Here is a 16,930-nt window from a genome sequence, read left to right on the forward strand (position 1 = left end):
GCGGTAAATAAGGGCTAAATTTTAAAGTCCAATACTTGATTTGGCAATGCTTTATTTTAGGCTATTGAATTTTTCCGCACGTTTTCCATCGATTTGACGTAATTTTTCTAATGTTTGCTGATAAATATCCATTTTTTTCGCGGAATAAGCACAAAGCGCGATATTTTCAAATGTATCTGCTTGATGATAATAATTCGGCGAATTAAGGGCTAATTCAAATTGTTGCTGGGCTTGCTCAAATTTCTTTTGACTACATAGAAACGTACCAAAATTATTATGTACATCGCCTTGTTTATGATTAAGTTTTACGGCTATTTCATACTCACGAAAGGCATTTTCTATTTGCCCTTGTTGTTGATAATAATGTGCAAGTGCTGAATGTACGAGATAGTAATTTTTATCGTGTTGAAGTGCTTTGTCTAAATTGATTTTAGCCAGTTGAGGATTATTTTGCTGAAGATAGCTCAAAGCGAGTTCCACTCGCGCTTTGGCGGCAGCTTGATGATCTAAGCTAGACGCAGATTGTGAAACGCAGGCAGAAAAAATGAAAGGGAAAATAACCGCACTTAGTTGTTTACTTATTGTTTGCATTTTTCTCCTTTTAACAGGGGCAGTCGAAATATTTAATATGCTTTAATTTGTATGAAAACATAGGGCATGTGAACTTGATTAATTCACATGCCTAGAATATTAATTAACTTCTGTTACCCCAATATTTTGTCCAAATTGGCGTTTCATTGCCGTACGTTTAGTACGATCGATCACATCTCCAGCTAGCTGTCCGCAAGCCGCATCAATATCATCGCCACGGGTTTTACGGATAATCACGGTAAAGCCATATTCCATTAATGTTTTTTGGAAGCGGTCGATACGCGTATTCGAGCTTTTTGCATAAGGTGCCTCTGGGAACGGATTCCACGGAATTAAATTAATTTTACAAGGTGTATTTTTTAATACTTCTGCAAGTTGATGAGCGTGTTCAATGCCATCATTTACATGATCGAGCATCACATACTCAATCGTCACTTTGCCGTGGTTTGCATTTGATACATTTAAATAACGATTTACTGAGTCAATCAAGGTTTTGATATTATATTTTTTGTTGATTGGCACAATTTCATCACGTAATTCATCATTTGGTGCATGTAATGAAATTGCCAGTGCCACATCGATCATTTTGCTCAAATTATCTAGTGCTGGCACAACCCCAGAAGTTGATAAAGTGACACGACGTTTTGATAAACCGTAAGCAAAGTCATCTAACATAATTTCCATTGCAGGAACAACGTTTGCGACATTTAATAAGGGTTCGCCCATTCCCATCATTACCACATTTGTAATGGGTCTAACGCCAGTTACGCCAAAGTTACCAATAATTTTAGAGGCTCGCCATACTTGACCGATAATTTCTGAAACCGTTAAATTGCGATTAAATCCTTGTTGTGCTGTTGAACAAAATGTACAAGCTAAGGCACAGCCAACTTGGGAAGATACACAAAGCGTCGCGCGATCTGCTTCGGGAATATACACAGTTTCAACTTGCTGCTCGCCCACTTGCATTGCCCATTTTATCGTGCCATCGGCTGAACGCTGTTCAACGGCAACTTCTGGGGCTTTAATTTCTGCAACCGCCTTAAGTTTTTCACGTAATTTTTTATTAATGTTTGTCATATTGTCGAAGTTATCTTCGCCAAAATGATAAATCCATTTAACTAACTGATCTGCTCGAAATGGTTTTTCGCCGAGTTCTTTAAAAAATTCGCGCATTTGTTGGCGCGTTAAATCCATTAGATTAATTTTTTTAGCGGGTGCATCTGATTGCACTGACAATAATTCTGACATTTTAGCCTCGTTATTACACATTGTGGCGATAGCATTGTGCAGGTGTTTTTATCAAAAACTCACAACGAAAAATTCGCAATTAAAAAATGAACGGCGATTGTACAGATTTGTCGCCGCATAATCTAGCGGAATTGAAAAACGATGGAAAATCTTACCGCACTTTTTTGCGATCTAGATCGCAAATATTTTCAATTACAGCGGAAAAAGTGCGGTAAAATATCAGCCTATTTTTTAAGGTGACCAATAATGTTTAAAAAAGCTTTATTTATTTTATCTTTGTGTCCTTCTTTTGCGCTGGCACAGTCTTATGTTGTGTATGATTTTACCCATAATCGAGTGTTGGAAAGCCATGCGCCTGATAGTATTCAGCCTATTGCCTCTGTAACAAAATTAATGACGGCTAATGTATTTTTAGAGAATAATAAAAATCCTAATTGTCGAATCGCAATCACAAAAGAGGATACGGATCGAATTAAAGGTACAGGAACAAAATTACCTAAAAATATTCCTATCTCTTGTAACGAATTATTGAAAGCAATGCTTGTCCATTCTGATAACTATGCTGCCCACGCGCTTTCTCGTGCAGCGGGAATAAGTCGTCGCCAATTTATTAATAAAATGAACGAAAAAGCCCATCAACTTGGCATGTATTCTACTCGTTTTCACGATAGTTCAGGGTTATCTAGCTATAATATTTCCAGCCCGATGGATTTGGTTAAACTCGCTAAATATTCATTAAATAAATCGGACATTAAACGTTTATCTAATCTTAATGCAACTTATATCCAAGCAGGGAAACACAAACTTTATATTAAAAATACTAATAAGTTAGTGCGTGATGAAATCTTTGATGCGGCAGTGAATAAAACGGGCTACATTCAAGAGTCTGGTTATAATCTCGTTTTCATTAATAAACACCTATGCAAAAATGCAACTATTGGCGTAATTAGTTTAAATAACACTTCCTCTGCGTATCGTTCTAGCTTTACTAAAAGCAAATTAGAAAAATTCGGCTGCACAGCATTAAATGGAAGAACAATTCGTGATGTAGCTGGAGAAGCTCAATATGAAGATGGCTATGATGAAGTGGGATTTAATACGCTAATTCAGCAATTATCAAAATAATGTTCATAAACATAAAAAACGCGAGATAACAGTTTGTTTTATCTCGCGTTTTTCATATTTTATTCTCAAAAGGTAAATCTATAATAATTTCAATATTCTAGACTTAATTTGATAAAAAGTCATTCTAATGACAGAAAATACCTTTATTGCTTGTATGATTAAGAAAATTTTTTGTTTTATGCTTTTTTCATAAAAGCAATACATTTTGTATGGAATAATTATAAATAAATTTATCATTTTGATAATCATTTCCATTCCAAAACAACATAAAAAGTAGTACTATTATTTCCGATGAATAATTGTTGTGCTGTTGAACAATTATTCAGGCATTCAATCTATCTTTTTTAAATAAGGACATCTTATGCGAAATTCATTCAAAATTATGACCGCACTTGCACTTGGTTTATTTGCAATGCAAGCTAACGCAAAATTTAAAGTCGTCACCACTTTTACCGTGATTCAAGATATTGCGCAAAATGTGGCAGGCAATGCAGCAACAGTGGAATCTATTACCAAACCAGGTGCTGAAATTCACGAATATGAACCAACGCCAAAAGACATTGTAAAAGCACAATCTGCCGATTTAATTTTATGGAACGGCTTAAATTTGGAACGTTGGTTTGAGCGTTTCTTCCAAAATGTTAAAGATAAACCTGCTGTGGTAGTAACAGAAGGTATTCAACCATTATCTATTTATGAAGGCCCGTATAAAGATGCGCCTAATCCACACGCTTGGATGTCGCCATCTAATGCTTTAATTTATATTGAAAATATTAAGAATGCGTTAGTGAAATACGATCCACAAAATGCAGCTGTGTATGAAAAAAATGCCGCTGACTATGCTCAAAAAATTAAACAACTTGATGAACCGCTTCGTGCAAAATTAGCACAAATTCCTGAAGAGCAACGCTGGCTTGTAACAAGTGAGGGTGCTTTCAGTTATTTGGCGAAAGATTACAATTTAAAAGAAGGTTATTTATGGCCAATCAATGCTGAACAACAAGGCACACCACAACAAGTGCGTAAAGTGATTGATTTAGTTCGTAAAAACAATATTCCTGTTGTGTTTAGTGAAAGTACAATTTCAGCCAAACCTGCACAACAAGTAGCCAAAGAAAGTGGCGCAAAATACGGCGGTGTGTTGTATGTTGATTCACTTTCTGCGAAAAACGGCCCTGTGCCAACTTATATTGATTTGCTTAACGTTACTGTATCAACCATTGTTAAAGGATTCGGAAAATAATGGACTCTTTCTCGACATCAATTTGGGTTAATGATGTAACTGTTCGTTACAACAATGGTCATACTGCAATTCACAATATGACGTTCTCACTCAATAGTGGAACTATTTGTGCATTAGTGGGTGTGAATGGCAGTGGCAAGTCCACATTATTTAAAAGCATAATGGGGCTTGTGAAGCCACAACAAGGTGAAATTAAACTTTGTGATTTGCCAATTTCCCAAGCACTGAAACGTAATTTGGTTGCTTATGTACCACAATCAGAAGAAGTGGACTGGCAATTTCCAGTGTCAGTGTATGATGTCGTGATGATGGGGCGTTATGGGTATATGAATTTTCTTCGTATCCCCAAAGCGATTGATAAACAAAAAGTTCAAGAGGCGATGCAGCGAGTAAATATTGAGCATCTTGCGCATCGTCAAATTGGCGAGTTATCTGGCGGGCAGAAAAAACGCGTGTTTTTAGCCCGCGCTTTAGCACAACAAAGTCCAATTATTTTATTGGATGAACCTTTCACTGGCGTTGATGTGAAAACTGAAAATGCCATAGTTGATCTTCTTCAACAGCTTCGAGAAGAAGGTCATCTGATTCTTGTCTCAACTCATAACTTAGGTTCTGTTCCTGATTTTTGTGATCAAGTGGTAATGATTAATCGCACGGTCATCGCCGCAGGAAAAACAGAAGATACCTTTAACCAACATAATTTGGAAATTGTATTTGGTGGGGTGTTACGTCATATTAAATTATTGGGCGAAAATTTACATAATGATGAAGATAAACGTTCTGTTACCGTCTTAACAGATGATGAAAAAGCCGTTGTATTCTATGGCGAAACTAAGCAAGATCCACCTGCGCCAACAACACAGGATTGCCATTTTGAAGATTGCCCTTATAAAAGTGCGGTTAAAAATAAGAGGGATTAGGTAATGTTAGATTTATTGCTCGAACCTTTTTCCTATGATTATATGCTCAAGGCGATGATTTTGAGTACCGCAGTGGGTGGCATTTGTGCTTTTTTGTCTTCATATTTAATGCTTAAAGGCTGGTCTTTGATTGGCGATGCGCTTTCTCATTCCGTTGTGCCTGGTGTTGCAATTGCCTATGCTTTTGCGTTGCCTTATGCACTTGGTGCATTTTTTGCAGGTATTTTTGCCGCACTTTCTATTCTTTGGATTAAATCCATTTCTAAACTGAAAGAAGATGCCATTATCGGGTTTATTTTCAGTACTTTCTTTGCATTAGGTCTATTGCTCATTTCTTTAAATCCAACCGCAGTAAATGTGCACAATATCATTTTAGGTAATATTTTAGGCATTGCTGATGAAGATATTTACCAAGTCGCAATTATTATCGGTGTTTGTTTAGTATTGCTTTTATTGTTCTGGAAAGACTTATTACTGATCTTTTTTGATGAAACACAGGCAAGAACAGTAGGGCTTTCGCCATTATTTTATAAGGTTTTATTTTTTACTTTATTAAGTGCTTGTGTGGTAGCTGCATTGCAAACTGTGGGTGCTATTTTAGTGATTGCGATGGTTATTACCCCTGGCGCAACGGCATATTTACTCACTGATAAATTCAAAACTTTGTCAATCATCGCTATTATTTTAGGCGCAGTGACAAATTTTGTTGGGGTCTATATTAGCTATTATTTAGACGGTGCCACTGGCGGTGTGATTGTGACATTGCAAACATTATTGTTTTTAGTCGCTTTCTTATTTTCACCAAAATATGGCTTACTCACACGTAATAAAAAGGCGGTAGAAAATGTTTGATTGGCTTTTAGAACCGCTACAATTTGAGTTTATGCAAAATGCCTTATTGACTGCATTGATTGTTTCTATTATCTGTGCATTACTTTCTTGCTATTTAGTCTTGAAAGGTTGGTCATTAATGGGCGATGCCATTTCTCACGCTGTATTACCTGGTATTGTACTCGCTTATTTGGCAGGAATTCCTTTAGCCATTGGTGCATTTTGCTCAGGTATTTTTTGCTCCCTTGGTGTGGGATATTTAAAAGAAAATAGTCGCATAAAAGAAGATACTGCAATGGGCATTGTATTTTCTGGAATGTTTGCCATTGGTTTGGTTATGTTTACCAAAATTCAAACAGAACAGCATTTAACCCATATTTTGTTTGGTAATGTATTGGGTGTAAGTTATCAAGAGCTTATTCAAAGTGCGGTCATTTCTGCGATAATTTTTTGTCTGATTGTCTTTAAACGTAAAGACTTTTTGCTTTATTGTTTTGATCCAAGCCACGCCCGTGTTGCAGGGCTTTCTCCTAAAATTTTACATTATGGTTTATTAATTCTACTTGCTTTAACCATTGTAAGCACGATGCAAGTGGTCGGTGTTATTTTAGTGGTGGCAATGTTAATTGCGCCAGGAATTACCGCACTTACGCTTACTAAATCTTTTGATAAAATGCTATGGATTGCTATTGTCAGTTCCATTACATCAAGTCTAATTGGCGTAATATTGAGCTATCATTTTGATGCCTCAACTGGTGCTTGTATCATTCTTCTGCAAGCCGCATTTTTTGTTATAGCATTAGCTTATAGCAAGATTAGAACAATATGATTTCCTATCTTTTGAAAACGGTGCAAGCTAATTGTTTGTGCCGTTTTTATTCGATGAAATATTCTTTCAACTTCCACAAGGTATTTATTTTATATAAGTCATTCTTTATCTTATTTGATGTTCCTAATATTAAATCCTTATAGTAACGGTTCAATGATTACCCTCACAAAAATTTTGCTTAAAAGAGAAACATCAAAATTAATAACGATAAACTCAACGCAGTGTACTTTTTAATATCTACTGTTTTAACTATTTTAAAAAAGACTTTAGATTGTTTTATTCGATTTTAGAACAAACAAAAAAGCGAATCTTTCGATTCGCTTTTTTAAGTATGCCTTCCTTCTAACAAATAATTAGAAGTAAACGCGTAAACCTACACCCACTGATTTTTCTTTTTCAGTTTTTACTTCTGTATCCTTAGCCTCAGTTGTTCTAGTTCTAGCGTAAGCACCTTCAATGTAAGTTAATACTTGTTTGTGAAGTTTATGATCTATACCGAATAACACAGCATGTTCACGTTCTTTCTTACCTTGATCTACAGAAGTGCGTTCATATTTGAAGTTACCATAGAGATTAGTATCTTCCATTAATTCATATTGGAAACCTGGAGATACGAAATAGCTTTTTTCGTGTTTATCTTTTTTAGTTTTTGCATAGCCGCTATCTAGAGAGACTAATAAGCCTAAATCACTAAAACGGTAACCTAAACTAGCTAAAGCACCATTTACTTCTTCTTTTTTCTTTGCGTTTGCTGCTGTTTTAGTCCCTTCTTTATAATTTGTATGACCGTAAGCAATACCTACAATAATGTTGTTAGCATCATATTTTGCACCAACTTGAATGCCGTTACTGACTTCACCTACAGTTACTTCACCAGCTTTCGTCCCAACGGCTGGAACTGTCTTTACATCACGTTCTTGTGCTAATAAATAATTAGCGCCTAATACTAAACCATCAATACCATTAAAAGTATAGCCAACGGTGTTACCATTAGTAGGGATATATTTTTTAGAGTTGAGAAGACCATATTCTTTATCTTCTGCGGTTGTAATTTCATCAGCAATAGTTTTTGCGCGACCAAGTTTTACTTCACCGAGTGTGTTATTTCCTAAAGTAACATAAGCATATTTGGTTGCAATATCAGCGAAGTGATCTGACTTCTTTTTAGTGTAATCTGAAACAAAACGAGTTTCTAAATAACCTTGTGCATAGAAGCCGTCACCAAGGTTATGCGTTGCTTTAATATGGAAACGTGAACCCTGATTACGTAATGTACCGTGTTGATTTTTTTGATCATCTTCAGTGTTAGTGCTTTGTTCCGCAATAACGCTTAAACGACCGCCTAATTCTACTTTAGTCCCTTCGTTGTTATAAACAACAACTGCGTTTGCTGCTGAAGCTGCGAATGCACCAACGATTAATGCTGCAAGTGTTTTTTTCATAATTTGTATTCCTTATGGTTGTTTACTATCTATGATTGAACTTTTCTCCAATAGAATTGTCCAATCGCCAAAATAGACGAGCTGCATCTTTGCAAAAAAAAATTTTGATGTCAATACTCCAAAATTTTAATTTTCTTGAAATTTGATCGAGATCACACTTTTCAAATGAATTTGATTGTTTTTTATTCTGTTTTAGGTTTAAGTATTACCTATAAATATTTTAGGTATCGAAAAATATGACGTTATATCAGTTGTATTATTCTTCTATGTACCCCATATCTTCCTCCGTGGGATTTTCTGCCCCTTTTTTTGCTAATTCATCGCAAATTTCATTTTCTCTATGCCCTGCGTGTCCTTTCACCCATTGCCAATTAATTTTATGACGTTGGATGGATTCATCTAAGGCTTTCCACAAATCTTGGTTTTTTACAGGCTTTCCAGAACTTGCTTTCCAATTATTTTTTTTCCAATTAAAGATCCATTTTGTGATGCCATTTTTCATATATTGGCTATCACTATAAAGCGTGATCAAGCAAGGTTCTTTTAATGCATTTAATGCTTCAATGACAGCGCGTAATTCCATTCGATTATTGGTAGTTTTGAAATAGCCTTTGGAGAGTGTTTTTTCATGTTGTTTATAACGCAATACGGCACCAATTCCGCCCGCACCTGGATTACCTAAACAAGAGCCATCAGTAAAAATTTCAATCTGTTTTTGCATAACAAAAAGGTTGTTGTGTAGAATGGCAAGTATTTTAATGGAAAGAGATAGGTTGAACAAATGATTAATCCCAATCGCCAAATTGTGTTAGATACGGAAACTACAGGTATGAATCAGCTTGGCGCGCATTATGAAGGACACTGCATTATTGAAATTGGTGCAGTTGAATTAATAAATCGTCGTTACACAGGTAATAATTTCCATATTTACATTAAGCCAGATCGCTCTGTTGATCCTGATGCGATTAAAGTTCATGGCATAACCGATGAAATGTTAGCGGATAAACCTGAATTCAAAGAAATTGCCCAAGATTTTTTGGATTATATTAATGGTGCGGAATTGCTTATTCATAATGCGCCCTTTGATGTTGGATTTATGGATTATGAATTTCGTAAACTTGACCTCAATGTGAAAACTGACGATATTTGTTTGGTGACAGATACGCTACAAATGGCGCGTCAAATGTATCCTGGAAAACGTAATAATTTGGACGCACTTTGTGATCGTTTAGGTATTGATAATAGCAAACGTACTTTGCACGGTGCGTTACTGGATGCCGAGATCTTGGCGGATGTTTATTTGATGATGACGGGGGGGCAAACAAATTTATTCGATGAAGAAGAATCGATTGAGTCTGAAGTTATCCATGTTGTGCAAGAAACAGTGGCAGAAGAAATAAAAAGTGCGGTAGATTTTGCACACAATTTAAAATTACTTCAACCTACTGATGATGAGCTACAAGCGCATTTAGAATTATTAAAGATGATTAATAAAAAAAGTGGAAATAATTGTCTTTGGGATAAACGATTTGGCAATGACAATGTTCATTAATCGTTTGGAATTTAAGCAGGTAAGTAAAATTTAATAAAAAAAGATTGACGAGATTTGTGTTCATCATTAAGATGCACACCACTTAGCGGAGTGGTAGTTCAGCTGGTTAGAATACCTGCCTGTCACGCAGGGGGTCGCGGGTTCGAGTCCCGTCCATTCCGCCAATTTAAAATTAATATCTTATCTCGGAGTGGTAGTTCAGCTGGTTAGAATACCTGCCTGTCACGCAGGGGGTCGCGGGTTCGAGTCCCGTCCATTCCGCCAATTAAGATAAATAAAGATAGCACCTAATGGTGCTTTTTTTGTATCTGAAATTTGCTTCATCCTTGACAAAAATAAAGTAAACTTTTAAGATTTGAAGAACTAGGGAGCTGCATACTCCCTAGTATGTTGTCTTATTAGTAAGCGTGCTGGCTCACTAATAATAAAACGACAACAAGGATAATGAGTTTAATCATTTTCTTATCCTCTTCAAACGTTGCGAAAAAGCGCAACACTCGCTTTCAAGTTGTATTCTTGAAAGCGAGATTATTATAACGTTAAGTTATAGATAAATAAACAGTGTTTAGAAAGCCATAGGATTGTATCCTGTGGCTTTTTCTTTTCTTTATGAAATCATTTTTTACCAATCCTTTAACTTCCGATATAATAGCCGCCATTTTTGACAAAATAAGAGATTTTTTATGGCAACTCCAGTCGTCGCCCTTGTTGGTCGCCCGAATGTGGGAAAATCCACATTATTTAATCGCCTTACTCGTACACGAGATGCGTTAGTCGCTGATTTTCCAGGTTTAACTCGTGATAGAAAATATGGTCACGCACATATTGCTGGCTATGATTTTATTGTTATTGATACTGGCGGTATTGATGGAACGGAAGAGGGCGTAGAAGAAAAAATGGCGGAGCAATCTTTGCTTGCTATTGATGAAGCCGATATTGTTCTTTTCCTTGTGGACGCGCGAGCTGGTTTAACGGCAGCTGATATTGGTATTGCGAATTACTTACGCCAACGTCAAAACAAAATTACTGTGGTGGTGGCAAATAAAACCGATGGTATTGATGCGGATTCCCATTGTGCTGAATTTTATCAGTTAGGTTTAGGGGAAATTGAGCAAATCGCTGCTTCGCAAGGTCGTGGTGTTACTCAATTAATGGAACAAGTGCTTGCACCGTTTGCGGAACAAATGGAAAACGCCGATGAAAATGACCGCACTTCTGAGGAAGAACAAGACGAATGGGAACAGGAATTCGATTTTGATTCAGAAGAAGATACGGCATTGATTGATGAGGCGTTAGACGAAGAACTTGAAGAAGAACAAGATAAAAATATCAAAATAGCCATTGTTGGTCGTCCAAATGTGGGTAAATCCACTTTAACCAATCGTATTTTAGGCGAAGATCGTGTAGTGGTTTACGATATGCCGGGCACGACACGTGACAGTATTTATATTCCAATGGAGCGTGATGGGCAGCAATATACCTTGATTGATACGGCTGGTGTGCGTAAACGCGGTAAGGTGCATTTGGCAGTGGAAAAATTCTCTGTGATTAAAACCTTACAAGCGATCCAAGATGCTAATGTTGTGTTATTGACTATTGACGCGAGAGAGAACATTTCTGATCAGGATTTATCTTTGCTCGGCTTTATTTTAAATGCAGGTCGTTCTTTAGTGATCGTCGTGAATAAATGGGATGGTTTGGATCAAGATGTGAAAGATCGTGTGAAATCTGAGCTTGATCGTCGTTTAGATTTTATTGATTTTGCTCGCGTGCATTTTATTTCTGCGTTGCACGGCAGTGGTGTAGGTAATCTTTTTGATTCGATTAAAGAAGCCTATGCTTGTGCCACTCAAAAAATGACAACCTCGCTTTTAACTCGTATTTTGCAAATGGCAACGGACGAGCATCAACCCCCGATGATTGGCGGTCGTCGCATTAAATTAAAATATGCCCATCCAGGTGGTTATAATCCGCCGATTATTGTGGTTCACGGTAACCAAATGGATAAATTACCCGATTCTTATAAACGTTATTTATCTAATTATTATCGTAAGAGCTTAAAAATTATTGGCTCACCCATTCGTCTTCTTTTCCAAGAAGGGGCGAACCCCTTTGCGGGGCGTAAAAATAAACTTACTCCGAACCAATTGCGTAAACGTAAACGTTTGATGAAGTTTATTAAGAAAGCGAAACGTTAAATTCGAGATAGATAAAACTTAGCAAGATTTAACCGCACTTTTAAAACTCTTTTGAGCATTAAAGTGCGGTTATTTTTTTATTTGTTTTGCAGAAGAAATGTATGGCGATATTTTAAGTGCGTTGTAATAAAAATGATGAAGCCGATTAAGCCTAATGCTGCGCCCGTATAACCGATTTCGTTTAATCCTAAATAGGTTGTCGCAAGGTTTCCAAATAATGCGCCTGCGCCAATTCCTGCATTGAAAATGCCCGAGTAAATAGCCGTAGCAATATCGGTTGCATCTGGTGCAAGTTTTAGTACGTGCATTTGTAGGGAGAGTCCGATACAAGAAATACCGATACCCCAAATAAACACAAGACAGAACATTGCTATCATTGTTTCGGTAGAGAAGAGTAGTAGCAATAGTGAGAACATCAATAAGCTCATCGAAACAATAATAAATTTTGTCGGCGCAAATCGGTAGAATCTGTTAAATAATAGGCTTGCGGCAATACCAGAGAATCCAAAAACTAATAAAACCACAGTGGCAAAATTTGGATCTAAATGCCCAATATCAATCATAAAGGGTTCGATATAAGTATAAGCGGTAAAGTGTGCTGAAATGACGATCGCCGTTGTCACATAAAGCCAAAGTAATAATGGGCGTTTCGCAAGCAAGGGTAAACTTGCAATAGAGCCAGCATTTTTACTGGGTAAATTTGGCAATAGTCGAATAATTAAAAACATAATGGATAATGCCAGTACTGCAATAATGCCAAAAGTGACACGCCAACCGACGAGCTGTCCGACAATTCGTCCAATCGGTAATCCTAAGATGGTGGCAAGTGCGGTGCCAATAGCGAGCATTCCTAATGCTTGAGTTTTCTTGTGTTTAGGTGCGATGCGCATCACAAGTGAAGCGGTAATTGACCAAAACACTGAATGGGCTAATGCAATACACATTCGAGCGAGAAGTAATATCCAGAAATTCCAAGCAATGACCGATAAAATATGCCCAACGATAAATATAATGAAAAGTTTGATTAGCAGGCTTTTACGTTCCATATTGCCGGTGGCAAGCATTGCAGGCAGAGACATAATTAGCACCGTCCAAGCATAAACTGTCATCATTAAACCAGTATCGGCGGTTTGCATATTAAAACTTTGTGCAATATCGCTTAACATTGCAACGGGTACAAATTCTGTAGTATTAAAAATAAATCCTGCGCAAGCCATAATAAACACGCGCCACGATTGAATTTTTTCAGCTTTTAAATATAACGACATTAACGTAACTTTTCTTTAATCGCATCAATTAATTGATGGCGGAATTTCTTCGTAAAATTAATTTTATATTGTGGTGAACTGCAGTTACCAAAAAAATTGATTGGCAGGGTTAAATTTTGATAGCGTTGATCCGTAGAATTTAAATTAATATCCACATTGCATTCCATTCGATTTAAATCAATAATGCCTTTTCCTTGCCCCAAAAGTGCGGGTGTTTTTAATTCAATTTTTTCAGCAATAAGTTGATTTTGTTGGAGAAATAATTGTAAGTGAAATTGTTCAAAGCGAGTGTTTAACTCTTTGTTTTTTAACAAATCATTGTTGTAATTAATCGGGAAATATTGCGCTACCATATCCAATAGATTTACACCAAGAATTTCGCCATTTTGCGCTAAAAAATTTAATTTGCCTTGAATAAGCGAGGAAGATGAAAAGCTGAAATCAAGATCAAAATCAGCGTGTCCACTTAACACTTCTGGCAAATTTAATAGTGCGAATAAGCGTTTAACGGGGAAAGTTTTGCCTGAAAAATTGACCGCACTTTGGTTGCCAATTTGTTGATATTTCAATACAGCTAAACAATCGTTATCGCATTGTGGTTTTATATAGGTCACTATTTGTTGGTGGGCTGTGTGGGTTTCAATATAACCGATAGGCTGATTATTTAGGTTTGCATCTACAAATTGAAGTAGGGCTGATTCTGATGTTGAGAAGTCTAAATTTGCTTTGTGGAAAGAAAAATGGAAAGTTTTTGTTTTTCCATAAATAGGCTTATTAAATTCAATGCGAATATGGTTTTCGCCATTCAATATTACTTTTTTTGATAAAAGCTGTTTTAACGAAAAAGGTGAAACCTCTATGGATACATTGACAGGATTTTGTGTGTTTTGAGTTAATTTGAGCTGTTGAATATTCAGTGAATGAAGTGCGGTATTACCATACAAAAGAGGCAAGAAATTAAGTTTAGCTTCAATTTTTTGAGCTGAAAATTGCGTAGTTTTTATATTTTCAAGGGAAAGTGCGGGAGAAAATAATGATAAATTGACGGATTGAACGGCAATGTTTTGTTGTGCCAGTTGTTCACTAATGGCACTTTGCACTCGGTAAAGTTGAATATATAAAAAAGAAAAGATCGCCAAAGCGACGATCCCTACGACAAGCACGAACTTTTTCATTGATTATTCCTTGTCTTCGTCAATTCGACTGGCTACCGCACTTTGTTGATTTTTATATTTTGCATCTTTGCGGCTACTGTATGGTCGTTTTGCTTCGCCACTTAATACTTCAAAACTTAACGCACCAATGACCATATTTGGGCGTAGTGCTAATGGTAATTTCCCTGAATTATAAAATTCCAGCACGATTTTTCCTTCCCAACCTGGGTCAATGCGGTGTGCGGTTACGTGTACCATTAAACCTAAACGCGCTAAAGAAGAGCGACCATCTAACCAACCGATAATATTGGCGGGTAATTTCACAGATTCAAGTGTGGTTGCTAACGCTAAAGTACCAGGATGCAAGAAAAATGCTTCCCCCTCTGGGATAATAATTTCATCGCTCATTACCGATTCAAGCTGTGCAGATACTTCTTCTTTCGGGCCGCTTAAATCAATAAAAGGCGCAGAATGTTCACGAAATACACGGAAAGAATTACCCAAGCGAACATCAATCGTCGCACCGTTGATTTTGTCATTATTTGGACGAGGAGTTAAAGAAATAATGCCATCATCGAGATAGCGTTCAATATCAGTATCGCAAAGACGCATAAGATTTCCTATTTTTGATTCAATAAATGAAGAATTTGAGCTTTTAACATATTGATTGCAATACGGTTTTTTCCGCCGCGAGGAATAACAATATCCGCATATTGTTTAGATGGCTCAATAAATTGTAAGAACATTGGACGCACGGTCGCACGATATTGATCAATCACCGATTGTAGAGAGCGACCACGTTCTTCCATATCGCGTTGTAAACGGCGAATAAAACAAATATCAAGTGGAGTATCTACGAATACAGAAATATCGGCTAATTGGCGTACTCTTTCGTCTGTGAGCAATAAAATCCCTTCTAAAATTACGATTCGTTTTGGTGTGAAATGCGTTGTTTCGTTGGTGCGAGTATGTTCTACATAGCTATAAACAGGCACATCTACGGCACTGCCATTTTTTAGATTTTTTAAATGTTGGATAAGTAAATCGCGATCCATAGAGCTTGGATGATCGTAATTCGTTTTTACGCGCTCAGTCATTTCTAAATGGCTTTGATCTTTATAGTAACTGTCTTCAGTAATGATACCAATTTCTTGGCAACCTAATTCATTACAGAGTTCTTTGTGAACGGTGGAAGCGATAGAACTTTTGCCTGATGCAGATGCACCTGTGATGGCGATAATGATACAAGAGGGATTTGACATAATCGTGTTTCGATGTAAGGAAAACTCGTGCAATTATAAAGAAAAGTGCGGTGAATTTCACGTTTATTTTTTTATCCAAATTTCAAAAAGTGTGAGCTTCATCACGGTATTATTTCTATTTTTCAAGTAGGATTCGAGCATCCTATCCAATAAGGAGTATGTATTATGAAATTCAACAAAATTTCTCTTTCTGTTTCTACCGCACTTTTAGCAGCAGGATTGGCTATTTCTGGTTCTGCTAACGCTAAAGGTCGTTTAGTTGTTTACTGTAGTGCCACCAATATTTTGTGCGAAACCACCACGAAAGCGTTCGGCGAAAAATATGATGTGAAAACATCCTTTATTCGTAATGGTTCAGGCAGTACTTTTGCCAAAGTTGAAGCTGAAAAAAATAACCCTCAAGCGGATGTTTGGTTCGGCGGTACTTTTGACCCTCAAGCTCAAGCTACAGAATTAGGCTTAATTGAGCCTTATAAATCTAAACACATTGATGAAATCGTTGAACGTTTCCGTGATCCTGCGAAAACCAAAGGTCACTATGTTTCCTCTATTTATATGGGGATCTTAGGTTTCGGTGTGAATACTGAACGTTTGGCAAAATTAGGCATTAAAGAAGTGCCAAAATGCTGGAAAGACCTAACAGATCCACGCTTAAAAGGCGAAGTTCAAATTGCAGACCCTCAAAGTGCGGGTACTGCTTATACCGCATTGGCAACTTTCGTCCAATTATGGGGCGAAAAAGAGGCATTCGATTTCCTAAAAGCCTTGCATCCTAACGTTTCTCAATATACCAAATCGGGTATCACGCCATCACGTAACTCTGCGCGTGGCGAAGCGACAATTGGGGTAGGTTTCTTACACGATTATGCTTTAGAAAAACGCAATGGTGCGCCGTTAGAATTAGTTGTGCCGTGTGAAGGAACGGGCTATGAATTAGGCGGTGTGAGTATCTTAAAAGGTGCGCGTAATATTGATAATGCAAAATTATTCGTCGATTGGGCTTTATCAAAAGAAGGTCAAGAATTAGCTTGGAAACAAGGAGATTCGTTACAAATCTTAACTAACACGACTGCAGAACAATCGCCAACTGCATTTGATCCAAATAAACTTAAATTAATCAATTATGACTTTGAAAAATACGGTGCAACAGAACAACGCAAAGCCTTAATTGAAAAATGGGTACAAGAAGTTAAATTAGCGAAATAGTTTTCGTGATAATCATAGCCGTGGGTAAGTATACCCACGGCTAATTATCGTAATAGTA

General features: G+C 36.9%; 16 protein-coding genes and 2 tRNA genes. 10 read left to right on the forward strand and 8 right to left on the reverse strand.

What is annotated here, in order from left to right; translation table 11 throughout:
• Positions 1-51: 51 nt before the first annotated feature.
• On the reverse strand, positions 52-591 hold the full coding sequence (gene pilW, locus ACPT8Q_RS03660) for a type IV pilus biogenesis/stability protein PilW (protein ID WP_005649140.1): 540 nt from the start codon (positions 589-591) through the stop codon (positions 52-54).
• A gap of 99 nt (positions 592-690) precedes the next feature.
• On the reverse strand, positions 691-1,842 hold the full coding sequence (locus ACPT8Q_RS03665) for a bifunctional tRNA (adenosine(37)-C2)-methyltransferase TrmG/ribosomal RNA large subunit methyltransferase RlmN (protein ID WP_042599461.1): 1,152 nt from the start codon (positions 1,840-1,842) through the stop codon (positions 691-693).
• 246 nt (positions 1,843-2,088) lie between these two features.
• On the opposite strand from ACPT8Q_RS03665, the gene ACPT8Q_RS03670 reads away from it, so the two are divergent.
• From ACPT8Q_RS03670 to ACPT8Q_RS03690, 5 genes are all read left to right on the forward strand, one after another.
• Complete coding sequence (locus ACPT8Q_RS03670) at positions 2,089-2,967, forward strand: D-alanyl-D-alanine carboxypeptidase family protein (protein WP_005669102.1); 879 nt, start codon at positions 2,089-2,091, stop codon at positions 2,965-2,967.
• Between the two features lie 361 nt (positions 2,968-3,328).
• Positions 3,329-4,210 (forward strand): metal ABC transporter substrate-binding protein, encoded by an 882-nt coding sequence (locus tag ACPT8Q_RS03675; protein WP_005669100.1) that lies wholly within the window; start codon positions 3,329-3,331, stop codon positions 4,208-4,210.
• Positions 4,210-5,130, forward strand: a complete 921-nt coding sequence (locus ACPT8Q_RS03680) for an ATP-binding cassette domain-containing protein (RefSeq protein ID WP_005669098.1) — start codon at positions 4,210-4,212, stop codon at positions 5,128-5,130. Before ACPT8Q_RS03675 ends, ACPT8Q_RS03680 begins: the two co-directional genes overlap by 1 nt.
• 3 nt (positions 5,131-5,133) lie before the next feature.
• Complete coding sequence (locus ACPT8Q_RS03685) at positions 5,134-5,982, forward strand: metal ABC transporter permease (protein WP_021035645.1); 849 nt, start codon at positions 5,134-5,136, stop codon at positions 5,980-5,982.
• The gene (locus tag ACPT8Q_RS03690) at positions 5,975-6,790 is read left to right on the forward strand and encodes a metal ABC transporter permease (protein ID WP_050848875.1); all 816 of its coding nucleotides are present in this window, start codon (positions 5,975-5,977) and stop codon (positions 6,788-6,790) included. The genes ACPT8Q_RS03685 and ACPT8Q_RS03690 overlap by 8 nt, the downstream gene beginning before the upstream one ends.
• A 353-nt stretch (positions 6,791-7,143) precedes the next feature.
• Here ACPT8Q_RS03690 and ACPT8Q_RS03695 read toward each other — a convergent pair whose 3' ends face one another.
• Both ACPT8Q_RS03695 and rnhA read right to left on the reverse strand, forming a co-directional pair.
• Entirely contained in the window at positions 7,144-8,232 is a 1,089-nt protein-coding gene (locus tag ACPT8Q_RS03695) for a porin (RefSeq protein WP_050949019.1), read from the reverse strand.
• A 256-nt stretch (positions 8,233-8,488) separates the two neighbouring features.
• The gene (gene rnhA / locus ACPT8Q_RS03700) at positions 8,489-8,953 is read right to left on the reverse strand and encodes a ribonuclease HI (protein ID WP_050949020.1); all 465 of its coding nucleotides are present in this window, start codon (positions 8,951-8,953) and stop codon (positions 8,489-8,491) included.
• A 60-nt stretch (positions 8,954-9,013) separates the two neighbouring features.
• Here rnhA and dnaQ point away from each other — a divergent pair, with 60 nt between their 5' ends.
• From dnaQ to der, 4 genes are all read left to right on the forward strand, one after another.
• Positions 9,014-9,784 carry a DNA polymerase III subunit epsilon gene (gene dnaQ / locus ACPT8Q_RS03705; RefSeq protein WP_050949021.1) on the forward strand — a complete coding sequence of 257 codons (771 nt, stop codon included), beginning with the start codon at positions 9,014-9,016 and terminating at the stop codon, positions 9,782-9,784.
• Positions 9,785-9,871: 87 nt separating this feature from the next.
• Positions 9,872-9,948 (forward strand) — tRNA-Asp (locus ACPT8Q_RS03710).
• Between the two features lie 23 nt (positions 9,949-9,971).
• Positions 9,972-10,048, forward strand: a tRNA-Asp gene (locus tag ACPT8Q_RS03715).
• 419 nt (positions 10,049-10,467) lie between these two features.
• A complete protein-coding gene (gene der / locus ACPT8Q_RS03720) occupies positions 10,468-11,982 on the forward strand; it encodes a ribosome biogenesis GTPase Der (RefSeq protein WP_050949022.1) in 1,515 nt (504 codons plus the stop codon).
• A gap of 77 nt (positions 11,983-12,059) precedes the next feature.
• Here the strand turns inward: der and ACPT8Q_RS03725 are convergent, their stop codons facing one another.
• Genes ACPT8Q_RS03725 through udk form a run of 4 tightly spaced genes read right to left on the reverse strand, consistent with a single transcriptional unit; the run spans position 12,060 to position 15,666 of the window.
• A complete protein-coding gene (locus tag ACPT8Q_RS03725; RefSeq protein ID WP_050949023.1) occupies positions 12,060-13,250 on the reverse strand; it encodes a sugar transporter in 1,191 nt (396 codons plus the stop codon).
• Positions 13,250-14,425 carry an AsmA-like C-terminal region-containing protein gene (locus ACPT8Q_RS03730; RefSeq protein WP_050949024.1) on the reverse strand — a complete coding sequence of 392 codons (1,176 nt, stop codon included), beginning with the start codon at positions 14,423-14,425 and terminating at the stop codon, positions 13,250-13,252. The genes ACPT8Q_RS03725 and ACPT8Q_RS03730 overlap by 1 nt, the downstream gene beginning before the upstream one ends.
• A 3-nt stretch (positions 14,426-14,428) precedes the next feature.
• Positions 14,429-15,016: a dCTP deaminase gene (gene dcd / locus ACPT8Q_RS03735; protein WP_005660907.1), complete on the reverse strand. Its 588-nt coding sequence runs from the start codon at positions 15,014-15,016 to the stop codon at positions 14,429-14,431.
• 8 nt (positions 15,017-15,024) lie between these two features.
• Positions 15,025-15,666, reverse strand: coding sequence for a uridine kinase (udk, locus tag ACPT8Q_RS03740; RefSeq protein ID WP_005658079.1), 642 nt, complete (start codon positions 15,664-15,666; stop codon positions 15,025-15,027).
• A 165-nt stretch (positions 15,667-15,831) separates the two neighbouring features.
• On the opposite strand from udk, the gene ACPT8Q_RS03745 reads away from it, so the two are divergent.
• The gene (locus ACPT8Q_RS03745) at positions 15,832-16,872 is read left to right on the forward strand and encodes an ABC transporter substrate-binding protein (protein ID WP_050847760.1); all 1,041 of its coding nucleotides are present in this window, start codon (positions 15,832-15,834) and stop codon (positions 16,870-16,872) included.
• Positions 16,873-16,930 lie beyond the last annotated feature (58 nt).

Origin of the sequence: Haemophilus sp. HN_Hi10, assembly GCF_049821985.1 — a bacterium.
GTDB lineage: Bacteria > Pseudomonadota > Gammaproteobacteria > Enterobacterales > Pasteurellaceae > Haemophilus > Haemophilus influenzae_D.